At 49.4% G+C, this 19,528-nt stretch carries 15 protein-coding genes; 12 read left to right on the top strand and 3 right to left on the bottom strand.

What is annotated here, in order from left to right:
* Positions 1-331: 331 nt before the first annotated feature.
* Entirely contained in the window at positions 332-1,000 is a 669-nt protein-coding gene (locus tag ABIC22_RS05515; protein WP_127538421.1) for a pectate lyase, read from the top strand.
* A gap of 166 nt (positions 1,001-1,166) precedes the next feature.
* Here ABIC22_RS05515 and ABIC22_RS05510 read toward each other — a convergent pair whose 3' ends face one another.
* Positions 1,167-2,120 (bottom strand): copper amine oxidase N-terminal domain-containing protein, encoded by a 954-nt coding sequence (locus tag ABIC22_RS05510; protein WP_354479126.1) that lies wholly within the window; start codon positions 2,118-2,120, stop codon positions 1,167-1,169.
* Positions 2,121-2,603: 483 nt separating this feature from the next.
* Between ABIC22_RS05510 and ABIC22_RS05505 the strand changes: the two genes are divergently transcribed.
* The 7 genes from ABIC22_RS05505 (at position 2,604) to ABIC22_RS05475 (ending at position 10,372) form a co-directional block, all read left to right on the top strand.
* A complete protein-coding gene (locus ABIC22_RS05505; RefSeq protein WP_095288623.1) occupies positions 2,604-3,197 on the top strand; it encodes an ECF transporter S component in 594 nt (197 codons plus the stop codon).
* Positions 3,198-4,721 (top strand): ABC transporter ATP-binding protein, encoded by a 1,524-nt coding sequence (locus tag ABIC22_RS05500; RefSeq protein ID WP_354479122.1) that lies wholly within the window; start codon positions 3,198-3,200, stop codon positions 4,719-4,721. It abuts the gene before it with no gap.
* On the top strand, positions 4,696-5,490 hold the full coding sequence (locus ABIC22_RS05495; protein WP_354479119.1) for an energy-coupling factor transporter transmembrane component T family protein: 795 nt from the start codon (positions 4,696-4,698) through the stop codon (positions 5,488-5,490). Before ABIC22_RS05500 ends, ABIC22_RS05495 begins: the two co-directional genes overlap by 26 nt.
* Before the next feature lie 98 nt (positions 5,491-5,588).
* Positions 5,589-7,874 carry an outer membrane protein assembly factor BamB family protein gene (locus ABIC22_RS05490; protein ID WP_354479116.1) on the top strand — a complete coding sequence of 762 codons (2,286 nt, stop codon included), beginning with the start codon at positions 5,589-5,591 and terminating at the stop codon, positions 7,872-7,874.
* A gap of 130 nt (positions 7,875-8,004) precedes the next feature.
* The gene (locus ABIC22_RS05485; RefSeq protein WP_354479113.1) at positions 8,005-8,793 is read left to right on the top strand and encodes a methionine ABC transporter ATP-binding protein; all 789 of its coding nucleotides are present in this window, start codon (positions 8,005-8,007) and stop codon (positions 8,791-8,793) included.
* Positions 8,766-9,458, top strand: a complete 693-nt coding sequence (locus tag ABIC22_RS05480) for a methionine ABC transporter permease (protein ID WP_227779605.1) — start codon at positions 8,766-8,768, stop codon at positions 9,456-9,458. Before ABIC22_RS05485 ends, ABIC22_RS05480 begins: the two co-directional genes overlap by 28 nt.
* 74 nt (positions 9,459-9,532) lie before the next feature.
* Complete coding sequence (locus ABIC22_RS05475; RefSeq protein ID WP_127538427.1) at positions 9,533-10,372, top strand: MetQ/NlpA family ABC transporter substrate-binding protein; 840 nt, start codon at positions 9,533-9,535, stop codon at positions 10,370-10,372.
* 119 nt (positions 10,373-10,491) lie between these two features.
* Here the strand turns inward: ABIC22_RS05475 and ABIC22_RS05470 are convergent, their stop codons facing one another.
* Entirely contained in the window at positions 10,492-11,358 is an 867-nt protein-coding gene (locus ABIC22_RS05470; protein ID WP_221804987.1) for a helix-turn-helix transcriptional regulator, read from the bottom strand.
* Between the two features lie 140 nt (positions 11,359-11,498).
* On the opposite strand from ABIC22_RS05470, the gene fabF reads away from it, so the two are divergent.
* The gene (fabF, locus tag ABIC22_RS05465) at positions 11,499-12,743 is read left to right on the top strand and encodes a beta-ketoacyl-ACP synthase II (protein ID WP_354479108.1); all 1,245 of its coding nucleotides are present in this window, start codon (positions 11,499-11,501) and stop codon (positions 12,741-12,743) included.
* Positions 12,744-12,815: 72 nt separating this feature from the next.
* Here the strand turns inward: fabF and ABIC22_RS05460 are convergent, their stop codons facing one another.
* Positions 12,816-14,045 carry a nitrate/nitrite transporter gene (locus ABIC22_RS05460; RefSeq protein WP_127538597.1) on the bottom strand — a complete coding sequence of 410 codons (1,230 nt, stop codon included), beginning with the start codon at positions 14,043-14,045 and terminating at the stop codon, positions 12,816-12,818.
* 430 nt (positions 14,046-14,475) lie between these two features.
* On the opposite strand from ABIC22_RS05460, the gene ABIC22_RS05455 reads away from it, so the two are divergent.
* The 3 genes from ABIC22_RS05455 to ABIC22_RS05445 all read left to right on the top strand — a co-directional run bounded on the left by ABIC22_RS05455 (position 14,476) and on the right by ABIC22_RS05445 (position 19,523).
* On the top strand, positions 14,476-16,659 hold the full coding sequence (locus tag ABIC22_RS05455; protein WP_354479105.1) for an FAD-dependent oxidoreductase: 2,184 nt from the start codon (positions 14,476-14,478) through the stop codon (positions 16,657-16,659).
* Between the two features lie 31 nt (positions 16,660-16,690).
* Complete coding sequence (gene nasC / locus ABIC22_RS05450; protein WP_354479102.1) at positions 16,691-18,823, top strand: assimilatory nitrate reductase catalytic subunit NasC; 2,133 nt, start codon at positions 16,691-16,693, stop codon at positions 18,821-18,823.
* A 280-nt stretch (positions 18,824-19,103) separates the two neighbouring features.
* Positions 19,104-19,523 carry a hypothetical protein gene (locus tag ABIC22_RS05445; RefSeq protein ID WP_354479099.1) on the top strand — a complete coding sequence of 140 codons (420 nt, stop codon included), beginning with the start codon at positions 19,104-19,106 and terminating at the stop codon, positions 19,521-19,523.
* Positions 19,524-19,528 lie beyond the last annotated feature (5 nt).

Raw genomic sequence — 19,528 nt, 5'->3', positions numbered from 1 at the left:
TGTTAATCCATAAGGATGAATTGCATCTGAGAAACCCTGTCTTTCATAGACCAAGGGTTTCTTTTTTTGTTCTGCAGATTTTTTTACAGACTGTAAATGAAGCATACCGAAAGTTAAGATCAGCACATTCCACGCGGAATGGATCGACAAAGATTGCTAAGAATGCAGGTATCATGCCGACAATTGTATACCTAATCTAATGATTATTATCATTACACTCCTGTTTTGGTAGGATCAGGGTAGGGTCCAGGAAAGAGGTGCACCTCTTAAGGGATCCGGGAAGACAAGCTGGCTTGAACACCAATATATCCGTATAAGGGAGGATTTACGCATGAGAAAAATGTTATCGCTGCTGCTCTCCGCAGGTCTGGTCGCTTCTGTATTTGGTGCATTACCCGTGTCTGCTGCTCCCGAGATTGTGAAGACGACGATTATTGTCAAAGCAGGTGAGACTTATGATGGCAAAGGAAAAAGCGTAGCCGCTGATCCAAACACATTGGGAGATGGCAGTCAGGCCGAGAATCAAAAACCCATCTTTCGTCTTGAGGCAGGAGCTACACTAAAAAATGTAGTGATCGAGGCCCCGGCAGCTGATGGCGTCCATTGTTATGGCAACTGCAATATTCAGAACGTGACCTGGAATGATGTCGGTGAAGATGCACTCACGCTTAAATCCGCAGGTACCGTTAATATTACGGGCGGTGCAGCATACAAGGCATATGATAAGGTGTTCCAGATGAACGCTTCGGGGACAATTAACATCAAAAACTTCAGAGCAGATGATATCGGCAAACTGGTACGACAAAATGGGGGAACTTCTTACGCGGTTACCATGAACGTGGACAGCTCCAACATTTCCAATGTGAAGGATTCCATTCTGCGCACAGACAGCAGCTCGACGGTCGGCAAAATAACGAATACCCGCTATTCCAAAGTACCTACCCTGTTCAAGGGATTCGCGTCGGGTAAAACAAGTCAATCGGGGAATACGCAATATTAAGGATAGCATGTCAACGAAAAGATAGAGCGGGGACAATTGCATTGTTTAGACCCTTTTATATATCATTACGCAAAAAGGCACCCTCAAGGATGCCTTTTTGCGTTTGCCATAAAACTAGATGAAAAGAGTTTAGAAAATATTATATGTCTCTGAGATTTCTCAGTAGTCATTCGTTTTCTTCTGGAACGGCAACGATGATGTTGTCTTTTTGCGGGGCAATGGAACCCGAATCAATGGAGCCGGACTTGTTCATGACCTCATAAGAAGTCTCTTCGAGCATGCGAGAGTATTGGAACGATACGAGAGTTTGACCTGCTACGGATGGTCGCTTCCCTGCTTCTGCTACAGCTTTGGTTTTGATAAAGAACAGATCTCCGATTGTTCCGGCTGCACTGCTCACGTTGGCCTGCCATTTCAGCAGGGCAGTTCCATTTTTAATTTCGTAGTAACTGATGAGATCATTATCTTCGTTGACGAAAAAGCAGTCCTTCTGTCCTTTTTCAAAAATGTAAGTCATCGATGAGTCGACAGGACCCAGTGGATTACGGATGTCCAGGCGTGCCTGTTTTAAATCCGAAAAACGTGGAAGACGAAGCGCAGCCTCACGTGCAATGGTCAGGTCAGAACTGTTGTACTCCTCAATAATCGATGCATCTGGCGTATATATATAAGCTTCCTTGGCAGCCTGATTCCATCGAACCTGTGCACCGAAGGCTTCACCGATTGCACGAAGCGGAAGCATGGCTTTGCCATTCACCAGAATCGGAGCGGATGACAGCGCTGCAGCCTGTCCGTTTTTCTTCATGTTTTTACTGTTAGGGGTGAGTACATACTTGTCGCTTCCTGTACTAATGCTAATTTGTTTCGTTTTGTTGTTGTATCCGAAAGTATAGTCACCCAGAAATTTCAATTCAGTGAGCGCCACATACGTAACTCCCTGGCGAATAACCACATCATATTCGGCAGGAACATTGTTAATATAGGCTGCAGGCTGGTGTATCGCTGCCGCTTCCACTACATTGGATGACATCAGTGCAGGTACCGTTCCTGCGGTAACGATCGAAGCGGCAAGGATCCATTTCCACTTTTTTTGCTGCCAGGTTGTGTTGGTTGTATTCATATCATCAATCCCCTTTCCCGTATATAGACGGCCAATTTCTCCTAAATGTTTCATATTAATGGAATTGGCATCCTTTCTTTAATCGGGATTCTCCAGTGTGAAACCTTGTCCGGGTTATATGTTATTGCCACAAATACCCATGTGGTGTACATTAGTAGCAATGAAATAAAGTGAACCGGGAGCTCAATGAAGTTGGGCTGAGATTGGGGCCTTATGCCGCTGACCGTATATCTGATCTGGGTAATGCCAGCGTAGAGAACATGAATTCATGATAAGTAACTTGGGGAATGGAAATGGGAACGGTTGATCTCGGAATGCGAGCGAAAGCAGGCTTGCCTCGTGAATTGAACCGGATTTCATTTTATTCTGAGTTACTTCAATCATGATATGTGACACTGTGCGTAAGGCTTTCCCGGAACCGGGGAGGCTTTTTTTATTTTCATTTCATAACCTTATGGGGAGCAGAGAAAGGAAGTAGAGAACATGTCAACAACAGTGCGCAGCAACAAATTGAAGTTAACCGATATTTTGGTGACGATCGTGATTGCGGTTGTATTCGGGGTCATCTACAAGATATGGGGACCGACGTATGATCTGATGAAGCCTTTCGGCGTGCATGCGGAGCAAATGATCTATGGCATGTGGTTTATGGCGGGCACGTTCGCCTATGTCATCATTCGCAAGCCGGGGGTGGCCATTCTTGCTGAAGTAGCAGCCTCAACCGTCAGTGCTTTTCTCGGAAGTGAATGGGGGATGTCCACCTTGGTATACGGTCTGTTACAGGGGCTGGGCGCAGAGATCTTCTTCGCCGCATTTCTGTACCGCAAAACGAATCTGTTCGTCACCTGTCTCGCAGCCATTGGGGCAGCAGCGGCTTCGCTTTTGCTCGATTACCAGTATGGATACATTGACTCGTTATCGGCGTGGAACTACACATTGTTTATCGGTTTCCGCTTCATTGGAAGCATTCTGATTGCAGGTGTATTTGCGTATTATCTTGCGAAAGCACTTGAACTCACAGGCGTTACACGGTCATTGAGACCTGTCTCCAAGCAGGATTATGAGGCACTGGACTAGATGAACGGAGAAGGGAATTCGCAGGCGGTAGGGGTTACCAATCTAAGATGCAAGTTCCCGGGAGAGCAGGACCTGGTATTCCAGGGCTTGTCTCTCTCCGTGCGTAAAGGGGAAAAAGTGCTGCTGCTCGGTCCAAGTGGTTCAGGCAAGTCCACGCTGCTGCAAATATTGAGCGGTCTTATTCCGCGGTCCGTGGAGATTCCGATGAAATGCGATGAGATTCAGGTGCCGATTCAGCCAGGCATTGTATTCCAGGACCCGGATACCCAATTTTGCATGTCCTATAGTGATGAAGAGATTGCGTTTGTGCTTGAAAATCGGAATATCCCAAGGGACCGGATGCCTGCGCTGATTCAACATTATATGGAGCTTGTTGGGCTTTCTTTTGAACATAATCGTGCATTCATTCAATCGATGTCCCAGGGGATGAAGCAGCGCCTTGCGATTGCCTCCATTCTTGCCATGGAGCCGGATGTCCTGTTTCTGGATGAACCAACCGCACTGCTCGATGATGAGGGAACCACACAGGTGTGGGATACGGTGAAGCAGGTCGCACGAGATAAGACGCTCATTATCGTGGAACACAAAATTAATGAGGTTGTGGACGTGGTTGACCGAATCATCGTGCTATCACCCGAAGGGAAGATTGTGGCCGACGGACAGGCGGATCAGGTATTTGCGAAGGAGCGGAGTATGCTCAAGGAGTATGGCATCTGGTATCCGGGAGTATGGGAGGTACGTGGAGCCCGGAAGGTGGGAGCGAAGCAGCAGGATTCTCAAGATGCCTTTAAGCATGTGACGTCCGGATCCGGCAATCGCACAGAAGTCGAAGAAGATGATTCTAGGGAATCAGACTTATACCATCCAGCACTCGAATTGAGGCAATTCACAGGGTTGCGAGGGAAGAATCCGGTTGTACAGATCGATCACGCTGAGGTATTTCACGGGGATTGGGTAGGAGTCGTTGGAGCTAATGGCGCTGGAAAAAGTTCATTATTGCTTTCCCTGATGAATATCCTGAAAACGACGGGACATTATCGTGTTGAAGGACAACGGCCCGGCAGGACCAGAGAGCTGGCTGACCGCATTGCATTCGTGTTTCAGAATCCGGAATTTCAATTCGTTACGAATTCGGTTCTGGATGAGGTGGAATTTTCCTTACTCGGCGGAGAACTTACTGCGGAAGAACGACGGGCCAGAAGCATTGATATGCTGGAGCAATTTGGACTCAGGGAGCTGTCTGGGAGGCACCCGTATCAATTGTCGATGGGACAGAAACGCCGTCTGAGTGTAGCTTCTGCTATGGTTCGCAGACAGCGGATATTGCTGCTGGATGAGCCCACATTCGGACAGGATGCACGTAATACGTTTGCCATGCTGGGACAACTGGAGCGCCTGCGTCGCGCGGGGACGGCCGTTGTCATGGTGACACATGATCAGGAGATTGTGAACAGATATTGTACTAAAGTGTGGACTGTAGAAGAGGGGAGGGTTACGCATGCAGCTGTCGTTTCCTCATCGTGAAACCTGGCTGCACGCCGTGAATCCTGGCCTTAAAGTTATTTTCCTGACCCTGATGTTTATCTTGGTTATTCTTATTCACAATCTGAACGTCATGATCAATGTAGCGGTTGTCATGCTTCTGTTACTATGCTGGACGGGTCATCCTTGGCATCGGCTGCTGCTCTATGCGTCGCCTTTTATATTGATCTTTATCTCCACCTCCACAGGCATGATGATGTTTGGTAAAGGCGAGACGACGTGGTACAAATATGGATTGATACATATCACGGAAGAGAGCTTCTATCGTGGACTGCACCTGGGATTTCGTTCCCTGAGCATGGCGGCTGCGGGATTGTTGTTTGGCCTGACCACCCGTCCGGTTCGTCTATTCTACTCACTGATGCAGCAATGGCGTCTGCCGGCCAAGTATGCCTATAGCTTTTTGGCCGCCATGCGCATGATTCCCATTCTGCTGGACGAATTCCAGACGCTGCGTTATGCCATCCGCATTCGCGGTACGCAGCAGCGTGTCTCGCACTGGAATGTGTATGGAACCTTGAAGCGGTATGCCATTCCCCTGCTCGCGCAGAGCATCCGCCGAGCAGAGCGCATGGCCATCGCCATGGAGGCAAAAGGGTTCGCAGATGGCGCGAGCCGGACGTATTACATCCAGATTGGGTATTCCCGTGCAGATCTGTATTTTGTGTTTTATTTTATCGTATCCCTTACGATGGCTTATACGCTAGGCTGGGAATTCCCTTATTATCCGGCGATGCTGGATGTCAGATGAAGAGAAGGCACAGACATTTTATTTTGATAGTACAGTAACTTTTTCTTGTTCAAAACGTCTTTAATGGAAATAACTTCAAATGGATGGAGTGAACAGGCGTGAAGACAGGCGGGAACTGGCGCAAAAGGAGTTACAGCTGGATCACCATTACCGGAGTAGCTGCTGTGATGGTTACAGGATACATGCTGCTGGATCTGAATGTGGCTGCCCGTGAAGGCCAAGCCCCAGAATCAGTTACACAAGCCCTATCGGCATCAATAACCTTGAAAGCCGGAGAAACTGTCACTTTGGGAAAAGGCTTGCCTATGTATGCCCAAACGGTTGATCACAAGGTTCCCGTTGATTTGATGAGAATATCTACATATACCTCCGGCGGGGAAAAGATGAAAGTACAGGTTGTTCGCGGAGAATGGATCCGATTGAATCATAGCGAGTTCGGGAGTTTCTGGGTACCGGGATGGTACGCATCCAAGGAAAGCCAGACGATGAAAAGGTCCACTCCGCAGAACTTTACACTCCGGGCGGGAAGTAAACTGTATCTGTACCCTGGAAGCCAGACAAGCTGGCCTTCTGCCAGTTCTCTAACGGATCATGCGCTAATCGTTGCAGCGACGAAGGATTGGTATGGTGTTTCCGTTGCCCCGCGAACCTGGAACAAAGAGTCGAACGTATACCGTCCAGCAATAATCTGGGTGAGGGCGAAGGACGTACAGCAGCGGGTGAACGTAACGGACGGCTGGTTCGGGAATCAGGCTTCCATGTCTACAACGGATGTGCGTCATTTGACGGATATTTTATTAGATAAAAGCACGACCTCAAAACAAGCTGCTCAGTGGCTCGGCGAGCCAGATTGGAAAGAGCATTCCCAGAATCTGAATGAAACCAATGTTTCCATGAGCATTGGACAGACCTGGCGATATGAGCGGGAAGACGCACAGTTTCTGGTAACGTTCAGCAAGACGGGAAAGCTGGTGCAGACACGCTGGAACATCCGGGTGGATGATCGTAATAATGTAGTCCCTTCGGATTGGAGTTTCAGTCGTTCGGACGACTATCAGTTCACAACCAAAATTCTTGGCCAAACACTCCCTGCAACGTTACCGTGGAAATCCACATGGACCAATCAGGGCAAGCTGAATTATCCCTTTCTGCAAGCAGCAACAGAGGATGTGCTTCTGATGAAAGGAGACGACGGTGGATTTAGCGGCATGCATTATGACAAATCCGTTTACGCTCTTGATCGGCATACCGGGAAGAATTTGTGGGAGATTCATGCAGGCTTCGGTGCACTCCAAGCGCAATTGGATGCGAAACGCGAGGGTGTGACGATCTTTACATCCTATGCTCCGGGAGATAAGGAATACAAGGATCGCATACGTCACATCAAACTATCGGATGGGAAAGTGCAGTGGGAGTACAAACCCGGCTCCAAACTTTCAGTTCGTGGTATTACAGCTGCGAAGAACGTCGCAATAGTGGATAGCCCGGTAGCGGAAGGCTCCAGTCAGGGACGAATCACCGTGCTGAACAGTACTAATGGCAAAACCCTCTGGACTAAGAAGCTAAGTGCCGGATATCAATTGTTCAACCAGACGGCAGATGACCCGTATGTGATGTATTGGGAGAAAAATAAGCTGGTTGCAGCTGACCCGCTATCAGGTCGTACGGTATGGAGTATCAAAACCGTTAAGCCTACTGTGGATCATATCGAGAATGATCCGTACTTCGACGGAATAACCCGTCTTGATCCATTCGCGGAGGCAAAGCCTGAACGTTGGATGCTGCTCGGGGATCAGTGGGTGTTGGTCGATCTGAATTCAGGCAAGAAACTTGCTCACTTTCAGGCCCGGAACGGACAGCGCTTCGAAGTGCTGAATGATGGCATGCTGTTGATCCGCGAAAATAAGCAAGGTGAGCATTACGGGGATTATTCGGATTTTACAACGACGCTTTATGATGCCAAGAACGATAAAAAACGATGGACGTTAAATGACAAGATTGAACGAGGGCTTGTGGAAGGTGATCAAATATTTGTGATCAAGAACGGTTACCCAGCTGCACTGGATTATACTACAGGAAAAACGCGCTGGGACGCACAATATACGATCTCTTCCTTGAGATACCCTACCAACCAGGGAAGTTACCTGGTTATCGATGAACAACTTCTGTTACCCATGGGTGAGGATCTTCTGATCATGAACAAAGAGGATGGTACGCTGCTCGGTCGCGTACATGACGTGGTTATGGGGTCGCCGGAACACCGGGATCGGGATGCCAAGAATGGCACAATAAATCGGGTAGGGGATGAAATCTACATCGGTTCTTCGAACGGCAGATTCAGCTTGTATCATGTAAACGATTTAAAAACAGATATCTCTCGTTAAGGCTTGTTTCACACAGAATGTTGCTTTATTATAAATGAACAGGATTGCTCGCGCTCCGGTTATCGGCTGTGCGGGCTTTCTTCATGTGTTCTCGAAGGACCATGCATGATTAATCGCAGGAGGAATCTCCATGATTTCATTATACGGCGTAAGCAAGCGTTATAACGAACGCGGGTCCCGGGCTGATCAGGGATTCGAGGCGTTAAGCTCTGTCTCGCTTGAAGTGGGACAGGGAGAGATTCACGGTATCATTGGTTCCAGCGGTGCGGGCAAATCAACGCTTCTCCGCATGCTGAACGGGCTTGAAAAGCCGGACTCAGGTGAAGTAACTGTAGGAGGACAGCAGCTGACTCGGATGAGCGAAAGTGCTCTTCGTCAGGCGCGTCGTTCCATCGGCATGATTTTTCAGCACTTTAATCTGGTGAGCAACCGAACGGTGATTGGCAATGTATGCATGCCTCTTGAACTGGCGGGTGTTTCCCGGAGAGAACGGGAAGAACGTGGACTTGAGGTGTTGAGATTCGTGGGCCTCGAGGATAAGGCGAAACAATATCCCGCCCAGTTAAGCGGAGGACAGAAGCAGCGCGTGGCTATTGCGAGGGCTCTTGCGAGCCGGCCTGATGTATTGCTCTGCGATGAACCAACGTCCTCGCTCGATCCTCAGACAACGAACGGTATTCTGGATGTGCTGCGCCATGTGAATGAAACACTGGGTGTGACCATCGTGATGGTTACGCATGAGATGGAGGTTGCGCGCAGACTCTGCCACCAAATTTCCGTGATGAGGGAAGGGCGCATTGTCCGAACGCTAACGGAAGCGGAAGTACGCAGTATTCCCGCACCACAGCCGGATTTGCTAACGTCCTTGCTTACAGGTGAAGAGGCGGAGCCATGGGAAACGGAGGACGAGGAACGATGATACCTGAATCCATATTGAAGTACCAGGATGAGATATGGAAGGCGATCGGAGAGACCTTTGTCATGGTTGGCATCTCGATTGGAGCAGCTGTCCTGATTGGGCTTCCACTCGGCACGCTGCTGTATCTGTTCCGAAGAGGACAACGATATGAGAACAGGCCGCTGTTCACGATTCTGGGCAGCCTGGTCAATATCATTCGTTCGTTCCCGTTTCTGCTGCTGGTCGTATTCATGATTCCGTTCACGCGGATGATTGTGGGAACGGCGATGGGGACCTTGGCAGCGGCGGTGCCGCTTTCCGTTATTGCGATTGCCTACTATGCCCGCCTAGTAGAACAGGCACTGCTCGATGTGCCCAAAGGTGTGGTTGAGGCGGCATCCTCGATGGGTGCATCAACCATGCAGCTTGTGCTGAAATTTTTGTATGTGGAAGCACGTTCAGGTCTCGTACTCGGACTGACCACGGCAACGATCAGTTTTATCTCCTATTCCACGGTGATGGGCATAGTCGGCGGTGGAGGTGTTGGCGATTTTGCCATTCGTTACGGATATCAGCGGTTCGAGACGGAGATCATGGTATTTACGATCATCATTATGATCATTCTGGTGCAGATGATCCAGTTTACCGGAAGCAGATTATCCCGCTGGCTTGATCGCAGATCCTGAGGCAAACAAGGTTAAAGGGCGAGAAGAATTTAGGATGACATTACAGTTTACACGATGAAGGGGCTAGAATGAAAATGAAAGCAAAAATGATCCTTATGCTGCTCGCAGTCATGCTGGTTGTATCCGCATGCGGCAAAAAAGAAGAGACACCTGCTGCGGAGGGTAATAATGAAGGCAGCCAAGCGACTCAGGAAGTTACGTTGAAAGTGGCTACATTGATTCCGCCAATGACCGATGTACTGGATATTGTGAAGCCGCTGCTTAAGGAAGATGGCGTGAATTTGGAAGTCGTCGTTCTGTCCGATAACGTTCAACCGAATACGGCATTGAAAGACAAGGAAGTTGACGCTAACTTCTTCCAGCACGTGCCTTACATGAACCAATTCAACGAAGCCAATAATGCGAACCTGGTAGCTGTACAGCCGATCTACAACGCGATCTACGGTGCGTACTCCAAAAAATATAAAACCACTGAAGAACTGCCTGAAGGAGCAACGGTTGCTATTGCCAATGACCCTTCCAACATCGGACGTTCACTGGTGATGATGGAACAAAACGGTCTGATCAAGCTGAAAGAAGGCGTAGGATTCAACGCAACACAGGCGGATATTATCGAGAATCCGAAGAACTTCAAGTTCCAGGAAGTAGACCTGCTCATGCTGGCCCGCATGCTGGATGATGCAGATCTGGTTGCCATGACACCGGCGTATGCAAGCCCGCTGGGACTTACACCGAAGAAGGATGCACTGTTCACAGAGAAGGATGATTCCCATTTTGCCATCACTTTGGTTGCGCGTGAGGACAACAAGGATTCCGAAGCCATTCAGAAGCTGGCCAAACGTATGGCAGGCCCTGAAGTGAAGGCTTTCTTCGAAGAGAAGTATGCAGACATCGCCATTCCGGCGTTCGAATAACATTTGCTATGCATAGATTGATCTGATCCATATCCGATACAAAGGGCTGGATGATCATCAAAAAGATCCGAGCGGAAACCGTTCGGATCTTTTTTGCGTTTTGTAGCATTGAATACTGTTTAAACGTTAGGTCTGGCTTGACGTTCCTTCTCACGTTCCATAAGGCGCACCAATTTCCGCTCGGTGGCCGTATCCTGTGCAGGAGTGTATATACTGCAACGCAGATCGGTATTACCCTGAACCTGTAACGAGGTCAGATTGAACAACATTTTGCCTGCTCTGGAATGTCTGAATTCAATCAGTACGTCTGGTGCACTGCTCACGCTGCTTTGTTTCCATAGGGACTGGAACTCCGGATATCGATCCATCATTTCATTCAGAAACAGATTGTACCATTCATCATCGACATATTGGCCGTAATAGGCGCGGAAGATCGCAAGGTATCCGAGGACAAAATCCTCCCAGTTGACCGCCAGTCTCCGAAATTCCTTTCGTTCAAATAATAGACTAATCATGTTTCGCTGTTCGGCAGGAATCTGCTCAAAATCAATGAAGACATGACTGGCTGCTTCATTCCAGCCAACAATGTAGCAGCGGCGATCGGAAATAATGGTGGGACAATTCTGGAGCTCCTGCAGTATTTTTTGCAGGGAAGGATGGAGCTGGTAAGGTTCTTCCTCACGGATATGAAGTTCGGAGTAATGCTCCATGGCAAGGGAGAACAAGTACTTGCGTTCATCCGGGGTCAGTTTGAGTGCGGAAGCAATGTTATCTAGCACCGAATGGGATACCTGAATATCCCTTCCTTGTTCAAGCCAGGTGTACCAAGTTGTGCTTACACCCGCCAATTGGGCCACCTCTTCTCTTCTAAGACCCGGTGTTCTGCGCCGGGTGCCTTCCGGCAAACCGACCGCTGACGGAGCTATTTTGGCACGTTGAGTTTTCAAAAATACGGATAAAGCCTGAAGCCTGACATCCTGGTTCATCTCATTCCACCCCAACCTCATTTATCATGGTAGTCATTATACTATTATAATTCACAACTTGTAATAGGATACTGCACGTGCCAATATAAATGCAGAAGTTCAGTCGGTTAGCCTGAATGGCTAAGGAGGATGAGTTAGATATGGAACGCGAACGTGTTGTGATTACCGGCATGGGAATTGTCTCGCCGCTTGGCAATGATGTAGATACATTTTGGAACGGACTTGTGAAAGGGCAGTCAGGAATATCATTAATTGAAAGCTTCGATACCACTTCATATAAAACCAAAATGGCTGGTGTTGTCCGAGATTTTGACGGAGAGGGTCGCTTCGGACGCAAGGAAGCCCGCCGTATGGATCGATTTTGCCAATTTGCTGTAGCGGCAGCTGACGATGCTCTTGTGCATTCGGGACTGGATATGGAGAAAGTGGACAGGGAACGGGTTGGGGTATACATTGGTTCCGGCATCGGCGGCATTCAAACACTGATGGAGCAAGGAAAGCTGTTGTCCGAACGTGGTCCAGGCCGAGTTAGTCCGACCCTTGTGCCAATGATGATTTCCAATATGGCAGCTGCCATGGTGAGCATGAAATTCGGATGTTGGGGACCGACGCTTTCCCCTGTGACTGCCTGTTCCATTGGAAATACAGCCATAGGTGAGGCCTTCCGGCTAATTCGTGACGGAGGTGCAGATGTCATTATTGCAGGGGGAACTGAAGCAGCCATCACGGAAGTTTCGCTGGCCAGCTTCGGTAATGCTACCGCGTTATCCACAAGAAACGAAGCCTATGAAACGGCGAGTCGCCCCTTTGACGCTGGAAGAGATGGGTTTGTGATGGCAGAAGGTGCGGGGATTGTGGTGGTAGAGTCTCTATCCCACGCTCTGGCTAGAAACGCAAATATCCTGGCTGAAATTGTTGGATATGGTGCCAGTTCAGACGCATATCATATGGTAGCAACCCATCCGGAAGGCCGCGGAGCATTCCTGGCCATGAGAGCTGCGCTTGCTGATGCGAAGCTTCAGCCTGATGACGTGGATGTGATTAACGCCCACGCAACCAGTACCGAAGCAGGAGATCTCTCGGAGACCCGAGCGATTAAACACCTCTTCGGTGAAGCTGCTTATCGTATTCCCGTGACGGCCAATAAATCGATGACTGGGCACATGTTAGGAGCCGCTGGTGGAGCGGAAGCGATCTCACTGATTCAAACCTTGCAGCATGGCATCATTCCACCAACGATTAACCAGGAGCGCCAGGACCCGGACTGTGATTTGGATTATGTCCCTAATGAAGCCAGGGAGGCAGAGATGCAGATCGGAATGTCCAATTCTTTTGGTTTTGGCGGGCATAATGCCGTCGTTGTTTTTCGCAAATATTCGTCCTGACAACAAGAGAACAGCAGCAGCCGAAGGGCTGTGCTGTTCTCTTTTTTAGATGCTGCTGGTCACCTGTATTATTTATGAAGAAAGGGATGTTGATTCCGTTTTGCTTGTAAAAGATTTCTTCAGCCATTGGCCGCGCCATTTGGACTGCATAACCAGTACAAGCAGCATGGACGCGGCTGCGATCAGACTAAGAATGACGAATCCCGGCGTATAAGACTGGTAGGAACTATACAGTTGACCAAGAATCAACGGGAGTGCGTATCCGCCCAAGCCACCTGCCGCGCCGACAATGCCTGTCATCAGACCGATTTCATTACCGAAACGCTGCGGAACCAACTGGAACACGGAACCATTACCAGCCCCAAGGCACATCATGCCCAGGAATAACATGACGACGACCACAGGAAGTGGAGGGAGGAAGGATACACCTACAAGCATGACACAGGCACCAGTGTATAGGAATGTCAGCATCCGCGTACCACCAATCTTGTCTGCCAAGTAACCGCCAACAGGTCGGAAGAAGCTTCCGGCAATAACGCAAAAGGTTGTGATATCAGCGGCTCGAACAGGAGACAAGCCATATTGGGTGTTGAAGAAGATGGTCAGATAGTTACACAATCCCACGAAACCGCCAAAGGTAACACAATAAAATGCACAGAATACCCAGGCATCCCTTTGTTTCAGCAAGGTGCCGTACTCAGAGAGCTTCTTCGGTGCTGGCCGATTGGGACTGTTACGGGCGAAGATAGAGAAAAGGATAAAAACGACCACGATTGGAATGATGGCGAGTCCAAAAACGACTTCCCAGCTGCCGAAATGAGTAGCCAGTCGGTTGGCAAAAAGGGTAGCGAGTACCGTCCCGCTATTCCCTGCTCCCGCGATTCCCATAGCAAGTCCCTGGTGCTCCTTAGGATACCATTGTCCTGCGAGTGGAAGGGCAGCGGCAAAAGAAGCCCCGGCAACACCGAGCAGGAGAGCAACAACATATAGCTGGCTTAGTGAGTCCACCCACAACCAGCCTAATAATAAGGGGATTAGCGTTATTCCCATTCCGATCTGGGCCGTAAGTTTTGGACCAATATAATCGGACATAAAGCCAAGCACAAGTCTAAGAATGGAGCCGCCAAGGATGGGCAGTGCCACCAGGTTGGCTTTTTCCAGAGGGGTCATCGGGTAGTCCATGGCAATAACAACTGCGAGGGGGCCAAGCATGCCCCAAATCATAAAACTGATATCAAAGTACAGAAATGCCCCGAAAAGGCTGGGCTTATGCCCACTCTTCCAAAAACTTTTGCTCTCCACCATTCAGCATCGCTCCTCATCCAATTGAATAATCTTACCCTGTCTTTGTGCAGTTCAGGCAGAAAAAGGCCGCAATTCGTCCAGATGATGAACGATTTGCGGCCTCATTGCCGACAGGCAGGACACGTCATTGTGTTCCTGCACCTGATTTGATCACAGCACGGTGATTTTGATTCAAATTATAAAAAGAGAATTTGTATATGTCAACAAAAATAACATTAAATTTTGAAATAAATCATTTTCGATATCAATTCAGATTTATGTGTTAATTTTGTTGACACATAATACGGATTGCCGTAATCTGAATCTAATATGAAATCACACAATGGCGTGTGAATTCCGGAGGCAACGGTGCCCTTTTCCGAACGATGGAGAAGGGATTTTTCTGTTTAATTTTAACCCAACACGTAACAGAGACAGGGGGCAGCCCATGAGCAAGAAGAAACTGGTGGTTATCGGAAACGGTATGGCAGGTGTGAGGTGTGTGGAAGAGATTATTGCTGCATCTCCGGATACATTCGAGATTGTCATCTATGGAAATGAACCACGTCCCAATTACAATCGGATCATGTTATCCAAAGTATTGCAGGGCGAGCACGATCTGCAGGACATTATCATTAACGACTGGAGCTGGTATGAGGAGCATGGCATTCGATTATGTGCGGGAGAGGTTGTCCACAGGATCGATATTCAAGCTAAAACGATTGAAACGTCGTCCGGGATAAGGGAGTCCTACGATATTCTGATCCTTGCGACAGGGTCTGCTCCGTTTATTCCGCCCATTCCTGGTGTGGATAAAGAGAGGGTGATGTCTTTCCGCACCATAGATGACTGCACACGTATGTCCGCGTATTCCAAAGTACATCGTAAGGCAGCCGTTATTGGTGGCGGATTGCTTGGGCTTGAAGCTGCCCGCGGACTGCTGCATTTGGGGATGGAAGCAGTCGTGGTGCATAACGCACCTTACATTATGAATCGGCAGTTGGATCTGCAGGCAGCGACCATGCTTCAGCATGAGCTGGAAGCTCAGGGTATGTCTTTCCTGTTAAGCAAAAACACACAAAAAATTGTGGGTCGGTCCCAGGCTCAGGGGCTTCAATTTACAGATGGAACCAAGCTTGAAGCACAGGTTGTCGTTGTGGCCGTAGGCATTCGCCCCAATGTTGAAGTGGCCAGGCGGAGCGGAATTAGGACCCATCGGGCGATTGTGGTCGACGATTATATGCGTACCAGCGTACCTGATGTTTATGCTGTGGGTGAATGTGCCGAACATCGGGGGATCAGTTATGGTCTGGTAGCCCCCCTGTATGAGCAGGGTAAGGTACTCGCACGTTTTTTATGTGAGCAGGAGACAACAGAGTATAAGGGTTCTATTCCCTATTCCCAACTGAAGGTCTCTGGCGTTGACGTGTTCTCGGCCGGAAACATTAGCGGAGAAGAAATGCGGACGGCTGTACAGATGCTTGATGGTATTCGCGGTACGTATAAGAAAGTATTGATGAAGGAAGGGCGCGTAAGTGGAGCGATCCTGTTCGGGGATACGACGGAGAGTGCCAGCCTATTGGGACTTGTACAGCGTGGGGCTGGCATCGAAGAACTCGCTCCGCGCGAGGAAGGGACGAATCCAGCCGAGAAGGCAGCAGCAGCATTGCCTGATCAGGAGACGGTGTGCGCCTGTAACAATGTGAGCAAGTTGATGATCATGAGGGCCATACAGGATAAGGGGCTGCAGACTGCTGAACAGGTGAAGGAGCATACCAAAGCCTCCGGTTCCTGCGGCGGATGTCGTCCAATGGTTACCGCCCTGGTGAAGCACACTCTGCATCTCCAGAAAAACGGCGGTAGTGCAAGCGAAGCAGCAGCTGCGGCGAAAACGACAGAATGGCCCGTTTGCAGTTGTACGGATCTAAGTCATGCCTCACTGAAAGAAGCGCTCACTCGGTTGTCGGATGGAGATCCCTCTGAGCTTGCAGCTTCAGCAGAGCATCACCATCTGTATGGAATTCATGAGGGAGACGGAATGAGAAGAATCATGCAGCAGCTGGACTGGAGAACAGAAGAAGGGTGCCATATCTGCCAATCTGCACTTCGTTACTATTTGAAGATAACCGGAAAGTGGATAAGTGTGCATCAGCCTGATCGGGCTGGAAACCGGAACGATATCCTGCGGGGCGCGGTTGTGGGTATCGAGGTCCATGCAGGTGATTTGAAGTTCGAAGCCATGGTAGAGGACCTTCAATTTAGGTGGGTTAATGCAGATATGCCTGCTCCCGTGAGGGTGGCCGTATCGGGTGGAGCAAGCTCATGGGTGAGCCCGGTAGTGCAGGATATCGGATTGCAGGAATCTCCCGCCGGCTGGGAAATTTACGCGGGTGGTCATGCGGCCCATCCGGTAAAAGAGGGGGGACTCCTCGGACTTGCCGAGACGGAAAAAGATGCAGTGCAGCTGATCTCGGCATGCGTGGAGTGGTATCGCCGAACCGCCTGGTACGATGAACCCCTCTGGGCATGGGTAGAGCGATTGGGATTCATATCAATCCGCGAAAATCTGCTGGATCAACAATTCCAGAACGAGCTGGCGGGCAGAACGGTAAGCGAATTGACACTTACTTGATCAAAAAGGTAGGGAAGGGAGTGAAGATGGAATGAAGACATCAATGGAACACAGTTCGTTTGTTTCAAAACTGCATGTACGGGAGACACAATGCCCCTATTGCAGCGTACAGTGCAAAATGACCGTCGAGGAAGTTGCTGGGTCCATCGCTGGTGAGCGCCGTGCCACGTACACCGTTGAAGGCGTGCCGAATGAAGCTTCGCAGGGGAGATTGTGTGTCAAAGGCATGAATGCACATCAGCATGCACTGAGTGGACAGCGACTTCTGCAGCCTCTCATCCGCCGGGATGGTGAACTGATACCTTCTTCATGGCCAGAAGTCACTGAATATATCGCAGGGCGTTTTATCAGTCTTCAGAATCAATACGGTGCCGATGCAATCGGTGTGTATGGAGGGGGTTCCCTCACCAATGAAACAGCCTATTTGCTAGGAAAATTCGCAAGGGTTGCTCTAGGGACACGATATATTGATTATAACGGTCGCTTCTGTATGTCTGCCGCTGCTTCTGCAGGAAGTAAGGTGTTTGGCATGGATCGGGGGCTGACATTCCGCTTGTCCGACATCCCTCGGGCCGAGTGCATTGTACTTGCAGGGACCAACGTTGCAGAGTGCCAGCCCACTCTGCTGCCTTATTTCAACCAGGCGAAGGAAAATGGAGCGTATATCATCGTTATTGATCCGCGCAAGACAGCTACTGCAGCCATTGCCGACCTTCATTTGCAGATCAAACCGGGTATGGATGCACGGCTTGCGAACATCATGCTGAAGGTCATTATGGAAGCGGGGCTGGTGAATGAGCATTTTATTGATGCAAGAACCCAAGGATATGAGAGTTTGCAGAATGCACTGAGTGAGATAGATCTAGAAGAATCCGCCGTACAATGCGGGCTGGACTTGACCCTGATCCGTCAGGCCGCAATGGCCTATGGTCAGGCGGAGACAGGCATGATCATGACAGCGCGGGGAGTGGAACAGCAAACGGATGGACATCTGGCAGTCCGTCATTTTCTTAACCTGGTACTGGCGACTGGAAAAGTCGGCAGACCAGGCTGTGGTTACGGTGCGATCACTGGACAGGGGAACGGACAGGGCGGAAGAGAGCATGGGCAGAAGGCCGATCAGCTGCCGGGATATCGTTCCATAGAGAATGAACAGGACCGTGCACATGTAGCATCCGTCTGGGGAGTTGCACCTGAAACCTTGCCTGGAAAAGGTGTATCTGCCTATGAAATGATGGAACGGGTGCATGAGCAGGAGATCCGTGCCCTGCTTGTGATGGGTTCCAATCCGGTCGTCTCCAATCCCAATGTACGCCTGGTAGAAGAAGGTCTTCGCAAGCTGGAGTTTCTGGTCGTGGCGGATATGTTTCTGTCCGAGACGGCGAAGATGGCCGATGTGGTGCTTCCGGTTACCTCTTATTTGGAGAACGAAGGTACGCTGACCAATCTGGAAGGCCGGGTTCTGTTACGTGAACAGGGTAGGCCAGCACCAGGGGATACCCGTCACGATTGGGATATTCTATGCTCCATTGCTGGGGGGCTTGGCAAAGCTTCATATTTCCAATATGAATGTGCCGAGGATATCTTCAATGAGCTCAGACAAGCGAGCCGGGGCGGAATTGCAGATTACTATGGGATGACCTATGAACGTCTGCGAAGAGAAAAAGGGATCTATTGGCCCTGCATTTCTCTGGAGGATGAGGGTGAGGGATTGCTGTTCAGTGAGCGGTTTGCCCATGAGGACGGGAAGGCTGCATTTACAAGTGAATTAAGTGCTGGTTGGCAGGATGTCTCGCGGGAATTTCCTCTGATCCTGACCAATGGCCGCGTGCTTCCTCACTATCTGACTGGCGTACAAACCCATCGGAGCCCAACGCTGGAAGCTCGTGAACTGGAGAATTTTGTGGAACTTCATCCGGCTACAGCTGCGCGTAATCGAATTATGGATGGGGAGTGGGTCGAGATTCAATCTGTGCATGGGAGCTTCACGGTACGTGCCCGTATTAAGGAACATATTCGCGAAGACACGCTGTTTGTACCGATGCATTGGGGTGGCATTCAGAACGTCAATCGGGCGACAAGGCCCGATCTGGACCCTTATTGCCGTATGCCCGGCTTCAAAACGGCAGCTGTAACGATTTGCCCCATGCGATTGGCCAGATGAATCCAAAGCTGTTCATTTTCTCATAACACAAATTAGGTCTGCATGAATGCTGATGTGGCTGGGAGTTCCAAGGTTATTGGAACAACCCGGCTTTTTTGCGTAAGTACGTTGGGAGTGCAGTAGTTCGCAGGTTCCAGGTAAACGTGAGGAATGGCTCATGATTGTGGCGGAAATATTGGTTATGATGCTAATAAGGGGTACATGTGTACGCATTTTTAGTTTTTTACTAGACTGGTGAGACGTAACTAGTCAGTTCATATAGAAGAAGGGAGGGGGCGTTGTGAACGTATGGGTCACGGTCAAAAGCCTGGGCAAACGCAAGCCTGCACTTGCCAAACAAGCCACAGCACTTCCGGAAACAACCGAAACATTACGAGAGCTAATCAAACATATGGTATACGTGCAGGTGAACGCTCTTCAGGAGAAGAAAAACAGTGCGGCGTTACTCACCTATCTTATGCCTGAGGAGATTCAACTTAAGGGATCAACGGGAAAAGTCGGTTTTGGAGAAGTGTACAATGAGGAGATTCAAGACCTGGAGCATGCGGTCCAAACGGCTATGATGGCTTATGAAGATGGACTATACAAAGTCTTCCTCAATGATGAAGAATTGTCCGAGTTGGATGCACCACTGAAGTTGCAGGAAGATGACGAATTGGTGTTTATCCGGTTCACCATGCTTGCCGGCCGCTTGTGGTAATAAAT

Origin of the sequence: Paenibacillus sp. PvP094 (assembly GCF_040546835.1) — a bacterium.
GTDB lineage: Bacteria > Bacillota > Bacilli > Paenibacillales > Paenibacillaceae > Paenibacillus > Paenibacillus illinoisensis.
The sequence above is the reverse complement of the archived record's forward strand: the minus strand, read 5'-3'. Positions and strand labels throughout refer to the sequence as shown.

What these genes read in the sequence shown, in the direction of transcription:
- ABIC22_RS05470 (WP_221804987.1), bottom strand. Translation starts at nt 11,358, where the DNA reads ATGAACCAGGATGTCAGGCTTCAGGCTTTATCCGTATTTTTGAAAACT.
- nasC (WP_354479102.1), top strand. Translation starts at nt 16,691, where the DNA reads ATGAAGACATCAATGGAACACAGTTCGTTTGTTTCAAAACTGCATGTA.
- ABIC22_RS05495 (WP_354479119.1), top strand. Translation starts at nt 4,696, where the DNA reads ATGCAGCTGTCGTTTCCTCATCGTGAAACCTGGCTGCACGCCGTGAAT.
- ABIC22_RS05480 (WP_227779605.1), top strand. Translation starts at nt 8,766, where the DNA reads ATGGGAAACGGAGGACGAGGAACGATGATACCTGAATCCATATTGAAG.
- ABIC22_RS05515 (WP_127538421.1), top strand. Translation starts at nt 332, where the DNA reads ATGAGAAAAATGTTATCGCTGCTGCTCTCCGCAGGTCTGGTCGCTTCT.
- ABIC22_RS05485 (WP_354479113.1), top strand. Translation starts at nt 8,005, where the DNA reads ATGATTTCATTATACGGCGTAAGCAAGCGTTATAACGAACGCGGGTCC.
- ABIC22_RS05510 (WP_354479126.1), bottom strand. Translation starts at nt 2,120, where the DNA reads ATGAATACAACCAACACAACCTGGCAGCAAAAAAAGTGGAAATGGATC.
- fabF (WP_354479108.1), top strand. Translation starts at nt 11,499, where the DNA reads ATGGAACGCGAACGTGTTGTGATTACCGGCATGGGAATTGTCTCGCCG.
- ABIC22_RS05475 (WP_127538427.1), top strand. Translation starts at nt 9,533, where the DNA reads ATGAAAGCAAAAATGATCCTTATGCTGCTCGCAGTCATGCTGGTTGTA.
- ABIC22_RS05505 (WP_095288623.1), top strand. Translation starts at nt 2,604, where the DNA reads ATGTCAACAACAGTGCGCAGCAACAAATTGAAGTTAACCGATATTTTG.
- ABIC22_RS05455 (WP_354479105.1), top strand. Translation starts at nt 14,476, where the DNA reads ATGAGCAAGAAGAAACTGGTGGTTATCGGAAACGGTATGGCAGGTGTG.
- ABIC22_RS05500 (WP_354479122.1), top strand. Translation starts at nt 3,198, where the DNA reads ATGAACGGAGAAGGGAATTCGCAGGCGGTAGGGGTTACCAATCTAAGA.